Here is a 13949-nt window from a genome sequence, read left to right as displayed (position 1 = left end):
CCACGGCCAGCAGGATCGGTACGCCTGCGGTGACCGCCATCGACCAGGTGAGCACGGGCCGGTGGCGGAACCGGGCGATCAGCCGGTCGGCGGTGAACGAGCCGATCAGGCCGCCGGCCGCGCCGGTGGCCAGCAGCAGGCCGAAGCCGATGGCGCCGAGGCCGAGGGCGTCGCGGGCGTAGAGCACGAAGATCGCGAACCAGGCGCTGTCGGCGGCGGCGACCGCCGCGCCGACGAGCACCAGCGTGCGCAGCATGGGCTGGCGGGCGAGCCAGCGTAGGCCGGCCAGGAGCCCGTCGCCGCCGGTCGGGCCGGGCGTGTCGGTGGTCTGCCGGGTGGCGCGGTGGGCCAGGCTCAGCGGCAGCGAGAGTACGAGCATCACGGCCAGGGCGAGGGTGGCGCCGTTGACGGCGAACGGGATGGCGGCACCGACGACGAACAGCAGGGCGCCCACGGGTGGGCCGACGAACTCGTTGCCGACGATCTCACCGGCGACGAGCCGTCCGTTGGCCTTCTCCAGTTGGGCGTCGGGGACGAGCCGGGGTACGGCGGTCTGAGCGGCGGTGTCGCGGATGGTCTCGCCGACGCCGAGCAGGAACGCGGCCGTGACGACGAGGGCGATGGTGGCCCAGCCCAGGGCGACCGCAGTGGCGAGGGTGGCCAGCACGACGACCCGCCCGGCGTCGGCGGCGGCGAGCAGCGTGCGCGCGCCGCGGCGGTCGGCGAGGGCGCCGGCGAGCAGGCCGGAGACGAGCCAGGGCAGAAACTGGGCGGCGGCGACGGCGGCCACGGCCAGCGGGTCGTCGGTGAGCGCGGCGGCCAGCAACGGGAACGCGGCCACCCGGATGCCGTCACCGAGGTTGGCCACTGCCGCCGCGCTCCAGAAGGTCCAGAACGGCCGTCCGAGCGGTGCGGTGGAGTGATCCATGCGGACGAATCTAGAGGACAGGGCCGCCGCACCGGGTAATGCCCTGATCAGCGCCGTGACCGCCGTCTGTCGGTCATCCCCGACGGCAGGTGACGACCGGCAGTGGTGGCTTGCCCGCCGGCGGCCAGTTGGTCCGCCGGCGAGCGCGGTATGGGCGACCAGCCGGGCCGCGCTCGCCGGGCGGCGGGTGTTAAAAGGGGGCCCTTCATCTACCCCAGGCGTTAATAAGGTGCCCTTCCTTGCACCTCAGACGGCGTTGTCGGCGATGACCTGGCGGTACCAGTGGGCGCTGCGCTTGAGCACCCGCCGCTGGGTGGGATAGTCGATGTAGATCAGGCCCCAGCGCTGGTCGTAGCCTTCGGCCCACTCGAAGTTGTCGAGCAGGGACCAGACGTGGAAGCTCTCCAGCGGCACCCCGTCGGTGATGGCGCGGTGGGCGGCGGCGAGGTGGTCGCGCAGGAAGGTGACCCGACCGGTGTCCTCGATCGTGCCGTCGGCGGCGAGCACGTCGGGGGTGGGCAGGCCGTTCTCGGTGATGGTGAGCGGGATCGGTCCGTAGTCGCGGGTGACGCGGGTCAGGATGTCGTACATCCCGTCCGGGTAGATCTGCTGCCAGCTGGCCTCCGAGGTGGGCCAGCGGCGGACGGTGCCGCCGGAGGCGGTGACGTAGATCGGGGTGTAGTACTGCACGGCCAGCAGGTCGATCGGGGCGGAGATGATTTTGAGGTCACCGTCGCGGATGCCGCGGACCATCCGGCTGTTCGGCCCGAGGTCGGCCAGCACGTCGTCGGGGTAGCTGCCGTTGAGTGCCGAGTCGAGGTAGAGGCGGTTCTCGTAGCCGTCGTACAGCCGGGTGGCCTCGGCGGCGTCGGCGGAGTCGTCGGCGGGGTAGCACGGGTGCAGGTTGAAGGCCGGGCCGATGCGACCGGTGCCGCCGCTCGCGCGCAGCGCCTGTACAGCGAGGCCGTGGGCGAGTTGCAGGTGGTGGGCGACCAGGTACGCGGCGTCCGGGTCCTGCCGGCCGGGGGCGTGGTGGCCGGTGAGGTAGCCGTTCTGCACCACGGTCTTGGGTTCGTTGATGGTCAACCAGACCGGCACCCGGTCGCCGAGGGCGGCGAAGACGATGTCGGCGTAGTCGGCGAAGCGGTTGGCGACGTCGCGGGACTCCCAGCCACCGGCGTCCTGCAGGGTCTGGGGCAGGTCCCAGTGGAACAGGGTGGCCATCGGGGCGATGCCGCGCTCGTGCAGGCCGTCGACGAGGCGACGGTAGAAGTCGAGGCCGCGTTGGTTGGCGGCGCCGGTGCCGTCGGGCTGGATGCGCGGCCAGGAGATGGAGAACCGGTAGCTGCGCAGCCCCAGGTCGCGCATCAGATCGAGGTCTTCGGCATAGCGGTGGTAGTGGTCGGCGGCGACGTCGCCGGTGTCGCCGTTGCGGGTGCGCCCCGGTGCGCGGCTGAAGGTGTCCCAGACCGATTCGCCGCGGCCGTCCTCCTTGGCGGCGCCCTCGATCTGGTACGCGGAGGTGGCCGCGCCCCAGCCGAAGTCCGGCGGGAAGGGCAGTCGGCTGGCCGGGCTGGTGGCGGTGGCCGTGCGGTCGGTGGGGTCGCCGGGCTGGCAGCCGCTGAGGGCGGCGCCGGCCACGGTGGTGGCGGCGGTGGCGCCGAGGGCGGCACCGGCCGGGGTGGCGGCGGTGGCCGAGAGCGCCGCGCGGCGGAGCAGGTGCCGCCTGGTGAGCATCGACATGGGTTCTCCTCGTGGATGGGGGGTTGACCGCCTGAGCCCGGGAGCGCTCCCAATCAAGGGTAGAGGGTAGGCGGTGCCCGCCGGGGCCCGATCGTCGCAGACGGCGGGCAGCCGGAATGGCGGGGGGTGGCAGAAACTGGGAAGGGTGGGCGCTGGCCGGTCGGGCGTCGGGTGCGGCGGGACCGGGTGCACCGAGTTCCACGGGCGGACCGGCGGCGCGCGCCCGGGCGGTCGGCGGGGCGTCGCGGTTGGCGGTCGGCGGGCGGGTCGACTGCCGTGCGGTGCGCGCGGGTGATGCGCGTCTGACCCGTCGGCCTCTTTTCCCATCGTGAACGGGGGTTTAGTGTGGGGACGGGGGAGGGCAACCCCCGTCCCCACCGTGTTGCGGTACACGCACGTGCGGATTGGCGTCCCAGTCGTGCGTGTCGCGCGGGAGCCGGGCCACGCGAGTGGCTTGAGGATCCACCTCCCTCCACTTTGGTGGGGCGACGGCTGACGGCGGCGTCCGGGCTGGCCCGCCGTCGGCCTGTGGTCTTGTCCCCGGTGCCGTGGGCACAACACCGGGCGATCTTTCGCCTGGAACTCTGTCGATGGAAGCGCTCCCATCGACGTTGCTGCGACTGTAACGCCCGTCACGACTTTGTGAAAGCCCCAAAACGAGATCGAAACAACGCGGTGTTTCCGGAAGTCCCGTCTCTGGTGCTGGGAGCGCTTCCATGGCACACTGTCGATCGACCGCGCGGAGCCAGGTACGTGCGAGCGCGGGTCGCCGAGGGCACCCGGCACGACCGGTACGGCGTCCTGCCAGCAGCGGGTGCAGCAGCGTCCCGAACGGCGCCCCGCAGCTCCCGGCCCCGGGCCGGGTCGACCACCATCCACTGGCGCCTCGCGGTCCTGTCGTCGGCGAGGCGTCACCGCCGGGGCGGCACCGACCCCGGCCTGGTCCGAGGAGACACCGCGCAGATGAGAAATCTGTCAAGACGTCGCCGCCTGGCGTGGCTCGCCGCCGCGGCGCTGGCGCTCGCCGGGGTGACCGTCCCCGCCGGCGCCGCACAGGCCGCGCCGGCCTGCGACGTGGTCTACACGACGAACGACTGGAGCAACGGCTTCACCGCCAACGTCACCATCCGGAACCTGGGCGACCCGATCAACGGGTGGACGCTGCGGTTCGCCTTCCCCGGCAACCAGCAGGTCACCCAGGGCTGGTCGGCCCGGTGGAGTCAGAGCGGCAACCAGGTCACCGCCGTCAATGAGTCGTGGAACGCCAGCCTCGCCACCGGGGCCAGCACCACCATCGGCTTCAACGGCTCCTACACCGGCAGCAACCCGAAACCGACGTCGTTCTCGGTCAACGGGGTCACCTGCGGCGGCACGACGCAGCAGCCGCCGACGGTGAGCCTGTCGATCCCCGCCGGCCCGTTCGTGGCCCCGGCGACCGTGCCGCTGACCGCCACCGCGAGCGACCCGGACGGCACGATCGCCCGGGTCGAGTTCTACCGCAACGGCCTGCTGGTCAACACCGACACCACCGCGCCGTACGCGTACACCTTGGAGAGCCTGCCGGCCGGTGACTACACCGTGCAGGCCAGGGCGTACGACAACAGCGGTCTGTCGGCGGTCGCCGAGCGGGCGTTCACCGTCACCGCCGCCACCTCGCCGGCGCTGGTGGCCACCCCGACCGCGTTGAGCGTGCCCGAGGGCGGCAGCGCGACGTTCAACCTGAAGCTCAACCGGGCGCCCACCTCCAACGTCGCGGTGACCCTGGCGCGCACCGGCGACCCCGACATCACCGTCACGCCGACCACGCTGACGCTGACCCCGACCAACTGGAGCACCGGCGCCACCGTGACCGTCCGTGCGGCGGAGGACGCCGACACCGTCGGCGGCACCGCCACCATCACCGCCTCGGCGTCGGGCCACACGTCGGCCACCGTCACCGTTACCGAGATCGACAACGACGTGCCGGGCGGCGACGGCGAGTACGTCCAGCGGTTCCTCACCCAGTACGGCAAGATCAAGAACTCGGGCTACTTCAGCCCCGAGGGCGTGCCGTACCACTCCATCGAGACCCTCATCGTCGAGGCGCCGGACCACGGCCACGAGACCACCTCCGAGGCGTTCAGCTTCTGGCTGTGGCTGGAGGCCTACTACGGCCGGGTGACCCAGAACTGGGCGCCGTTCAACAACGCCTGGACGGTGATGGAGAGGTACATCATCCCGTCTGCGGCCGACCAACCGACCGCCGGCTCGCCCGGCACCCCCCAGTACGCGGCCGAGCACGACCTGCCCAGCCAGTACCCGTCGCAGTTGGAGCCGAACGTCTCGGTCGGCCAGGACCCGCTGCGCAGCGAGTTGCAGTCCACCTACGGCACCGGCTCGATCTACGGCATGCACTGGCTGCTGGACGTGGACAACGTCTACGGCTACGGCCGCTGCGGCGACGGCACCACCCGCCCGGCGTACATCAACACCTTCCAGCGGGGCACCCAGGAGTCGGTGTGGGAGACCGTGCCGCAGCCGTCCTGCGACACCTTCCGCCACGGCGGCCAGTACGGCTACCTGGACCTGTTCATCAAGGAGTCCAACGCCCCGGCGCGGCAGTGGAAGTACACCAACGCACCGGACGCAGACGCCCGGGCCGTGCAGGCCGCGTACTGGGCCCTGACCTGGGCCAAGGAGCAGAACAAGGCGGCCGATGTGGCGGCCACCGTGGCCAAGGCCGCCAGGATGGGCGACTACCTGAGGTACGCGCTGTTCGACAAGTACTTCAAGCGGATCGGCAACTGCGTCGGGGCCAGCGCCTGCCCGGCGGGTAGCGGCCGCGACTCCGCCCACTACCTGCTCTCCTGGTACTACGCCTGGGGCGGGGCGTACGAGGCGAGCCAGAACTGGTCGTGGCGGATCGGCTCCAGCCACAGCCACTTCGGCTACCAGAACCCGTTCGCGGCGTGGGCGTTGACCAACGTCGACGAGCTGAAGCCGCGGTCGCCGACGGCGGCAGCGGACTGGACCAACAGCCTGAACCGGCAGCTGGAGCTCTACACCTGGTTGCAGTCGGCCGAGGGCGGCATCGCCGGTGGCGCGACCAACAGCTGGGGCGGGCACTACGGCCAGCCGCCGGCCGGTACGGCCACCTTCTACGGCATGTTCTATGACGAGGACCCGGTCTACAACGACCCGCCGTCGAACCAGTGGTTCGGCATGCAGGCGTGGTCGATGCAGCGCATCGCCGAGCTGTACCTGGTCAGCGGCAACACCCGGGCCAAGGCGCTGCTGGACAAGTGGGTGCCGTGGGCGATCGCCAACACCACGCTGGGCGCCAACTGGTCCATCCCGTCGGACATGCGCTGGAGCGGGCAGCCCGCGAACTGGAACCCGACCAACCCGCAGCCGAACACCAACCTGCACGTCGAGGTGACGGTCAAGGGCCAGGACGTCGGGGTCGCCGCCGCCTACGCCCGCACGCTCATCGCGTACGCGGCCCGCTCGGGCAACACGGCGGCGAAGAACACCGCCAAGGGGCTGCTGGACGCGCTGCACGGCACCAGCGACGCCCAGGGTGTGTCGACGGTGGAGAAGCGGGGCGACTACCGGCGCTTCGACGACGTCTACGACGCCAGCACCGGGCAGGGCCTCTACATCCCGCAGGGCTGGACCGGCCGGATGCCCAACGGTGACGTCATCGCCCCGGGCAAGAGCTTCGTCGACATCCGGTCGTTCTACAAGAACGACCCGGCGTGGCCGAAGGTCCAGGCGTACCTCGACGGTGGGCCGGAGCCGGAGTTCCGCTACCACCGGTTCTGGGCCCAGGCGGACGTCGCCATGGCGTACGCCGACTACGGAAAGCTGTTCCCGAACGGCTGAACGAACTCCTCCGGGTGGGCCCTGACCCACCCGGAGGCTGGCCGGACCTCGGGGGTACAGGCAGGTCCGGCCGGCGGCCTGACGCCCACGGTCAGGCCGGGGTGGGTCGGCCCTCTGGCCGACGCAGCGGAGCGGTCGGCCCACCCCACCGCGCCCGACTCGACGGGCACGGCACGCAGATCGCGAAAAAAAGTAGCCGCCCCGGGATCACAACACGGCCGGGGACGGAGTAACGTACATCACCGGAGAGGCCGCTCCCCCCGTGGCGGCCTCTCCCTTATTGTCTGGCCGGTCTGATAGGGGCCGCAGGGTCCGTCGTGGTCGGCCCGGCGCGCGCACCGGCTCCGGTCCGGAATGATCCGGTCGCAGAAGACCCAGTGGCGTACGTGCTGAGTGTCCTCGGCGGAGACGGTCGTCCCGGCCAGTTCGATCCCCGGAATCAGGGCCAGCGAACGGGTCAATGTGTACGCGAACCGGAGCGCGCCGGCCAACTCCGGCACGGTCACCGGCAGATGGATGACGTGGCGGGTCACGACAGCCGCCGCTGTGCCTGGCTGCTCTGCCAGTCGCGCAGCGCCCGCTTGATCCGGGTGTTCTCCTCGCTCAGCCGGTTCACGTCCTGATGCAGGGTGGCCAGTTCGAGCGCGACCCGGTGCAGGAACTGGCGTACCTCCTGCGGGTCGAGGCCGCGCCGGCCGAAGCTCACAGTGGAGAATTGCCGGTCGCGGACCTGGCGCGGGTGTAGCCGGGGTGGTGCGCCGCCGTAGACGGTGCCTCGGTTCATCGGTCGGCTCCTTCGTCGCTTGGAAGGGGCGGCCCTGGCGGAGGGGGATTCCGGGCAGGGCCGCCCCGCCCGGCGACCGCAGCCTCAATCGGCGGTACGGCCACCGGGCTGCCAGTGGATGGTGCTGGTTTCCGGACACGAAGACCGGGCCATTCGCGCCGGCCTTCAAGACCGGCCAGCAGGTGTAGCGTGCCCATTACGTTGGGTTTGCGGCAGCCGTGAGCACGTGGGCCCACGCGGAAGCCCACACGCTGGGAGCGTTATGGAAGATTTCGGGGTAATGCTCAGGCAGCACCGCAAGGCCGCGGGCTGGTCGCTGCGCAAGTTCGCCGAGCAGATCGCCTACGACTTTGGCTACCTTGGGCAGATCGAGCGGGGTGAACGCCCGCCGACCGCTGAGGTGGTTGCCGCGTACGACCGCGAGCTGGCGGCCGGTAATGCACTTGAGGCTGCATTCGCGAGCAGACAGGCAGGCGACACCGACATGCGGAGACGTTCGATCCTGCAAGCTATGGGCGCTCTTGCAGCCGTTCCCGCAACGGACCGGCTGGTCGGGTGGGAGGCCCTGCGCCATGGGCTGGGCGTGGCTGTGGACGTCGAGTGGGATGAGTGGGCCGTACTCGTCGCCGACTACGGGCGCGGCTTTTACCTCCAGCCCCACGACCAACTGATGGCCCAACTCGGGCGGGACCTGACCGTGTTGCAGCACCAGCTCGCCGTCGACCGCGGCAACCGGCGCCCAATGCTGCTGCGCGTCGCCGCGCACCTGTCGGTCATCATCGCGCTGGGCCTCGTCGGCTCCGGGCAGGCAGCGATCGCCCGCCGCTGGTGGCGTACGGCGCAGCGGGTAGCAGACGAATCTGGCGACGCGGACACGCGGGTGCTCACCCGAGCGTGGGATGTCGTCAACGGCTGCTACGACGGCCGCTCGCCAGCCGCCTTGGTGGCACTGTCTGAGCAGGTTTCGTTGCTGGACGAGCCGGCGTCGGCGGCCACGTGTGGTCTGCTGGCCGGGCGGGCGCAAGCCTTGTCACTCGCCGGACGGCACGGGGAGGCGGTGGACACGGTCCGGCGGTTGGCTGACCACGTCGAGGCGCTTCCCGTCGAGGTAGCGGAAGATGTCGAATCCCTGTGGGGGTGGCCGGAGCATCGGCTGCGGCACACTGAATCGTGGGTATACACCCACGCTGGTCTCTACGACTTCGCAAGCGCCGCGCAGGAGCGGGCGCTGAAGCTGTACCCGGTGTCGCAGCAGCGGCTGCGCACGCAGGTGCAGTTGCATCGGGCCGCCGCCCTCACCCAGGGAGGGCATATCCCCGACGGGCTGCGCCTCGCGGCGGATCTGCTCGACCGGCTGCCCCGCGACCAGCACAACGAACTGGTGCGCACGCTGGCCCGGAAGGTTGCCGCCGCCGTTCCAAACCGCGAACGGGCCCGGCCTATGTACGGCGAATTGATGGAGCGAGTGCGAGTCTAGGCTTCGATACATGGCCATCCGGGAACCGGCTCGCCGCTGCCCCCGCTGCGGCTCCCACGACCTCCGTGAACATGCGCGGGCCGAGGCGGGCGAGGTCTGCACCATCGGCCAGGACGGCACCTTATGCAAGTGTCGCGCGTGCGGCCACGAGTGGGTTTCGAAGATGATCGGTGGCCCGGAAAGCGAGGTCGTCTACCTCACCAGCCCCGGCAACCTGGCAACCAGCTTCTTCGGCCCGGTGGCCGACCTATACAAGATCGTCTACGCTGAGCCGCCCTATGACGAGGGCCCGGAGCAGGTTGCCAGGTTCCGTGACGGCCTGCCCGGCGAGGCGGAACGCAGGGGCTTCACCCTGGTTGCCGCCGTCGAACTCGGCTTGCTGGCGGGCGCGGCTTATGGATGGACCATGCCGTCCGGCACCTGGTGGCAGCGCGCCGATCGCGAGCCGCCTGCCGCGCTGCGCGACGTCGAGAAGTTCGCGGTCATGGAGTGGATCGTCCACCCGGACCGGCGGGGCCAAGGCATCGGCGCTGAGCTGATGCACCGGCTGCTCGCCGACCGGCCAGAGCCGTACGCCACCCTCGCCTCCGACCCCCGCTCGACCGCCCGGAAGATCTACGCACGGAGCGGCTGGCGTCAGGTCGGCAGATCAGTGCTGCCATGGGGGCCGTCGATGGACCTACTCGTGGTACCTCTCTCCGGCGGCGGTACGTTGTCCCGGGTCACCGGGTGCCGCAGCCCGGGATGACCGTGCCTACCCCGCCACAGCCTCGCCGGTATCGGCTGGTCGCAGACGAACTGCGACGCCGGATCATGGCCGGCGCGATTCCGCCCGGAGCGCTGCTGCCCAGCGAACCCACACTGATGGCTGAGTTCTCTGTCGCCAGGGGAACCGTTCGAGAGGCCCTGGCGCTGCTACGCGCCGAGGGCCTGGTGGCCACCGAAATGGGGCGCGGCACCTACGCCCGACCCGTGGTGCCGGTGCGTCGCCTCGGGTCTGACCGGTACCGGGCTGAGCTCGAACAGGTTCGCAGCGGTGAGTTGGGGACGTCGTTCACCGCAGACCAGCGGATCGGATGGTCCGACTACAGCCTCGACAAGGAGTTCCGGGAAGCGCCAGCCACCTCGGAGGTGGCCGAGCTGTTCGAAGTTGATCCCGGAACGACGCTGTTGGAACGCCGGTTCGTGTTCCGTACCCACGGAATCCCTCAGCAGATGTCCACCTCGTACCTACTGCTGGAGATGGTTGCCGGGACTCCCGTTGCCGACCCCGCCAACGAACCCTGGCCAGGCGGCAACACCTCCCAGCTTCATAGTCTCGGCTACACGATCACGGCCGTGCGTGAGCAGGTCCGGGCGAGAATGCCCGTGCCGGACGAAGTTGACGTGCTCCGAGTGCCCGGCGGAGTGCCGGTAGTCGTCATCACCCGACAGACGTACGTGGAAGCCCAGGTCGTTGAGGTCGCGGAGATCGTAATTCCCGCCGATCGGGTGAGCTTGGACTATCGGATCGACCTGACCTGAGCTGGCGGGCATCGCGGCCACGGCATAGCCGTCGTGCCAATGGATCTACTCGCCCTACCTCTGTTCGGGCGGTACGCCGTCCGGTGTCACCGGGTGGCGCAGCCCCGGATGACCGGCCGGCAACGACCGGCGCACCACGGCCCAGCTGATCGCCAACGCCGCCGCCACCAGCGGCCAGGTCAGCCCGACCCGGGCCGCGGTCAGCGCGAGCACCTGCCCGCCGAGGTACAGCGGCAGGAACACCGCCACCCGCAGGACGTAGGTCGCCGTCCACACCCAGCTGCCCCGGCCGTACGCCCGCAGCAGCGCCGGATCTCGACGCCACCGCCCGCGCTGCCCGAGCGCCGTGCCGACCACCACCCCGAGCAGCGGCCAGCGCACCACGATGCTGACCGTCCAGGCCAGGGCGCTTGCGGCGTTGGCCAGCAACTGCACGAGGAAGAAGTCCTCGGCGCGTCCGGTGCGTACCACGACCAGCGCGGCCACGCAGACGGCGAGCAGCCCGACCAGCACCGAACGCGGGCGGTCCCCCCGGCGCAGCCGCCAGCCGGCCACCACCGCGCCGGTGGCCAGGGCCGTCACCACCCCGGCGGTGACCGACCGGCCGGCCAGCAGCCAGCCCACCGTGAAGGCGACTGGCGGCAGGCTGGCGTCGATTGCGCCCCGGCGCCCACCGAGCAGGTCGGCCAGCGACTCCGGCCGCCCGACCGTCGTGGGGTCACGCTCCGACGTACCGGTCACCATCGCCTCCCTCACCTGCGTCCCAACCTATCCCCACACCACCGGCGGGCCACCGGCCGGCCGGCACGGGTGGGCCGCTAAGTTGTGCGGGTGCGCGTGACGCCGAGGGGTGGGACTGCGGTCTGGTTGGTCGTGTTGGCCCTCGTCCAGACGGCGGCCTTCATCGCCGTCTGGCGATTCGCCCTCCACACCGAGATCGGCCAGTGGATCGACACGGTGGCCCTCACCGGCAACCGGATCGGCCGCGATCACATCGAGGAGCCGGTCGATCAGATCCTCAACGCCATGTCCGTGGTGTCGCTGCTGGCGGTCACCATCACGATCGGGTTCATCGCGCTGATCCGCGGCCGGGTCGCCCTGGCCGTCGCGGCCACCCTGCTGATCGCCGGCGCCAACGTCACGACCCAACTGCTCAAGTACGGCCTGACCCGGCCCGACTACGGCATCGACCCGGAGCGGGTGTACGTCGGCAACAGCCTGCCCAGCGGCCACACCACGGTCGCCGCGTCGGTGGCGGTGGCGCTGGTGCTCGTGCTGCCGCCCAAGGTGCGCGCCTTCGGCGCCGTGGTCGGCGCGGGTTACGCCGCGACCGCCGGGGTGGCGACCCTGTCGGCGGGCTGGCACCGGCCCAGCGACGCGGTGGCCGCGTTCCTGGTGGTCGGCGTGTGGGCCGCGCTGGCCGGGCTGCTGCTGCTGGTCACCCAGCGCGAGCGGGCGGAGGTGGCCCGGGCCGACGCGCACCGCCTCACCGCGTTGCTGCTCGGCGGGGGTGGTCTGCTCGCGATAGCGGTCTGCGCGCTGGCGTTGTCCTGGCTGGTCGGCCTGCGGGCGACCCCACCGGCGGAGCTGGCCCGCCAGCCGCTGTTCGTCGGGTACGCCGGCAGCGCCGCCGGCATCGCCGGGTCGATGGGGGTGGTGATGGCGCTGGTGCTCATCTCCGTGCACCGCCTCGTTCCCCGCCACCAGGGCTGAGCGCTGGCATGGACGAGGTGCGGGACGCCTTCCGGGACGAGTGCCGGCGGCTGGGCGAGGTGCTGCGCACCCTCGACCCGGCGGAGCTCGACCGCCCCACCGACTGCCGGCCGTGGACCGTGGCCGAGCTGCTGGCACACGTACGCACCGGCGCCGGCCGGCTGGCCGGCATGCTGGCCGCCCCGGCGCCCGCCCACGCACAGGTCGACGCCGCCGGCTACTTCGGCGCGGCCAAGTTCACCCCCGAGGTCGATGCCGCCCGCATCAACGCCGCCCAGGCCGAGGCCGCCCGGGGCGATGCCGGTCGCGGCCCGGCCGGGCCTGCCGACAGGCCCGAGCTAGGCGCGGACTTCGACCGGGTCTGGCAGGCCACCCTCGACGCGGTCGACGCCCACCCGCCGGACCGGGTGGTACGCACCCGCCACGGCGACGCCATGACGGTGACGGAGTTCCTGCGTACCCGGGTGGTCGAGGTCGGGGTGCACGGCCTGGACCTGGCTGCGGCGCTGGACCGGTCGCCGTGGCTGACCCCGGCGGCCGGTCAGGTGATCGCCGACCTGCTCACCGGCGGTCGCGCGGTGCCGCAGGAGCTGGGCTGGGACCAGCTGACCCTGATCCGCAAGGCCACCGGCCGGGTTCCGCGCGGCCACGCCGAGCAGACCGTGCTCGACGCCGCCGGCATCCGCCTGCTCGCCTTCGGCGGCTGACCGTCCCTGGCGCGTCGGGTTCGGGCACCCCGACCGGCGACCGCCCGGCCGGGTCCGGTTCCCACCCGAGACGCGGACGGTGGCCGTGCGCTGCGCGCCTTCGTCGCGCTGCTCAGCGGTAGTAGGTGCCGATCATGGTGCCGCTGGCGATTTCCCGATCGGCCAGCGCCTGATGCACGTCGGGCGCCTGTGGCGCGTCGGGCAGCTGCAACGGCTGATCGAGGGCGTAGAGCCGGAAGAAGTACCGGTGCGGGTCCTCGTGACGCGGCGGGTGCGGGCCGCCCCAGCCGGTCACGCCGAAGCCGTTGGGCCACTCCCGGCCGCCGTCGGGGACCGTCCCCTCGGACACCCCGCCGGACTGCGGCATGATCCCGGTGACCAGCCAGTGCAGGAAGGGGGTCCGACCCGCGTCGGGATCCTCGACGAGCAGGATCAGCTCGCTGGTCGAATCGGGTACCCCCGCCCACTCCAGCGGCGGCGACACGTTGCCGCCCTCGCGCGCGAAGCGGTCCGGCAACTGGTCGTGGTCGTTGAACGCACTGCTTCGCAGCATGATCCCGGCCATCTCGGCTCCCTTCCCCGGTCGGGTCGCGGCTACCCGCCGGACGGGCGGCGAAAACCCCGCGCGTCGTTGCTACCCACGCCGGCAACCACCGTCGTGCAGGCCATTGCCGTCTACCGGACCGGCCCGCAGATCCGGACCGCCGAGAATGACGGTCCGGGCGGGGCTTTGGGTCGCCACACCGGGTTCGCGTCCACCGTCAGCAGGGGCGCCTGCCAGGCTGCCCCCAGCTGCTGTATCAGGCCGTACTCGCGGCGGGTGTGGCTGATGTTCTCTCCGGCGAGGAAGTCGATCACCTGTTCCGCGACCCTCGGCCGGGCGAGCAGCTCCACGTGGAGGGAGGGCACCTCGACCACCGGGATCTTGGTGAACGGACCGGGTGTGGACTCCGCCCCGGTGATCGTCGGCAGGAAGGCAACCACCCGAACGCCCGGTATCGGGCACATGGTTTGGAAACGGTAGAACGGCGCCTGTTCCAGCAGCGAGCGGATGAACGGCTCGTCCGGGTGATCGCCGGTCGTCGAGCCGACGTTCGCGAGCGCGAACATGCCCCGTAGCAGCCACCCGGTGGCCACCCCGTAGCCGGAGTCGGCGGACGGCGGCGGATAGTAGGCCCGGCCGGTGCGGACCAGCGGGCTGAGCATCAC

General features: G+C 71.5%; 12 protein-coding genes and 1 pseudogene. 6 read left to right on the top strand and 7 right to left on the bottom strand.

Annotation, left to right across the window (positions count from 1 at the left end; all coding sequences use genetic code 11):
- Both AB0M52_RS18995 and AB0M52_RS18990 read right to left on the bottom strand, forming a co-directional pair.
- The coding region (locus AB0M52_RS18995) for an MFS transporter (RefSeq protein ID WP_363955102.1) at positions 1 to 928 on the bottom strand (928 nt) is incomplete at its 3' end.
- Between the two features lie 246 nt (positions 929 to 1174).
- Entirely contained in the window at positions 1175 to 2671 is a 1497-nt protein-coding gene (locus AB0M52_RS18990; RefSeq protein WP_363955099.1) for a GH1 family beta-glucosidase, read from the bottom strand.
- Positions 2672 to 3634: 963 nt separating this feature from the next.
- Here AB0M52_RS18990 and AB0M52_RS18985 point away from each other — a divergent pair.
- Positions 3635 to 6535, top strand: coding sequence for a glycoside hydrolase family 48 protein (locus AB0M52_RS18985; RefSeq protein ID WP_363955096.1), 2901 nt, complete (start codon positions 3635 to 3637; stop codon positions 6533 to 6535).
- A 239-nt stretch (positions 6536 to 6774) separates the two neighbouring features.
- Here AB0M52_RS18985 and AB0M52_RS18980 read toward each other — a convergent pair whose 3' ends face one another.
- Together AB0M52_RS18980 and AB0M52_RS18975 are read right to left on the bottom strand one after the other, a co-directional pair.
- Positions 6775 to 7068 (bottom strand): hypothetical protein, encoded by a 294-nt coding sequence (locus tag AB0M52_RS18980; RefSeq protein WP_363955093.1) that lies wholly within the window; start codon positions 7066 to 7068, stop codon positions 6775 to 6777.
- A complete protein-coding gene (locus AB0M52_RS18975; protein WP_363955090.1) occupies positions 7065 to 7319 on the bottom strand; it encodes a DivIVA domain-containing protein in 255 nt (84 codons plus the stop codon). The genes AB0M52_RS18980 and AB0M52_RS18975 overlap by 4 nt, the downstream gene beginning before the upstream one ends.
- 262 nt (positions 7320 to 7581) lie before the next feature.
- On the opposite strand from AB0M52_RS18975, the gene AB0M52_RS18970 reads away from it, so the two are divergent.
- The 3 genes from AB0M52_RS18970 to AB0M52_RS18960 are packed head-to-tail and all read left to right on the top strand — an operon-like array spanning position 7582 to position 10320.
- Entirely contained in the window at positions 7582 to 8796 is a 1215-nt protein-coding gene (locus tag AB0M52_RS18970; RefSeq protein ID WP_363955087.1) for a helix-turn-helix transcriptional regulator, read from the top strand.
- A gap of 10 nt (positions 8797 to 8806) precedes the next feature.
- The gene (locus AB0M52_RS18965; RefSeq protein WP_363955084.1) at positions 8807 to 9544 is read left to right on the top strand and encodes a GNAT family N-acetyltransferase; all 738 of its coding nucleotides are present in this window, start codon (positions 8807 to 8809) and stop codon (positions 9542 to 9544) included.
- Positions 9457 to 10320 carry a GntR family transcriptional regulator gene (locus tag AB0M52_RS18960; protein ID WP_363955081.1) on the top strand — a complete coding sequence of 288 codons (864 nt, stop codon included), beginning with the start codon at positions 9457 to 9459 and terminating at the stop codon, positions 10318 to 10320. The genes AB0M52_RS18965 and AB0M52_RS18960 overlap by 88 nt, the downstream gene beginning before the upstream one ends.
- A gap of 54 nt (positions 10321 to 10374) precedes the next feature.
- Here AB0M52_RS18960 and AB0M52_RS18955 read toward each other — a convergent pair whose 3' ends face one another.
- Positions 10375 to 11061 (bottom strand): DUF3159 domain-containing protein, encoded by a 687-nt coding sequence (locus AB0M52_RS18955; RefSeq protein WP_363955079.1) that lies wholly within the window; start codon positions 11059 to 11061, stop codon positions 10375 to 10377.
- An 84-nt stretch (positions 11062 to 11145) separates the two neighbouring features.
- Between AB0M52_RS18955 and AB0M52_RS18950 the strand changes: the two genes are divergently transcribed.
- Together AB0M52_RS18950 and AB0M52_RS18945 are read left to right on the top strand one after the other, a co-directional pair.
- Positions 11146 to 12033 carry a phosphatase PAP2 family protein gene (locus tag AB0M52_RS18950; RefSeq protein WP_363955076.1) on the top strand — a complete coding sequence of 296 codons (888 nt, stop codon included), beginning with the start codon at positions 11146 to 11148 and terminating at the stop codon, positions 12031 to 12033.
- A gap of 8 nt (positions 12034 to 12041) precedes the next feature.
- On the top strand, positions 12042 to 12740 hold the full coding sequence (locus tag AB0M52_RS18945) for a maleylpyruvate isomerase N-terminal domain-containing protein (RefSeq protein WP_363955073.1): 699 nt from the start codon (positions 12042 to 12044) through the stop codon (positions 12738 to 12740).
- Positions 12741 to 12852: 112 nt separating this feature from the next.
- On the opposite strand, the gene AB0M52_RS18940 is transcribed toward AB0M52_RS18945, so the two are convergent.
- Positions 12853 to 13305: a YbhB/YbcL family Raf kinase inhibitor-like protein gene (locus AB0M52_RS18940; RefSeq protein WP_363955070.1), complete on the bottom strand. Its 453-nt coding sequence runs from the start codon at positions 13303 to 13305 to the stop codon at positions 12853 to 12855.
- 110 nt (positions 13306 to 13415) lie between these two features.
- A pseudogene (locus tag AB0M52_RS18935) lies at positions 13416 to 13949 on the bottom strand (hypothetical protein); the annotation flags it as partial.

Origin of the sequence: Micromonospora sp. NPDC051296 (genome assembly GCF_040682255.1) — a bacterium.
GTDB lineage: Bacteria > Actinomycetota > Actinomycetes > Mycobacteriales > Micromonosporaceae > Micromonospora > Micromonospora craterilacus.
The sequence above is the reverse complement of the archived record's forward strand: the minus strand, read 5'-3'. Positions and strand labels throughout refer to the sequence as shown.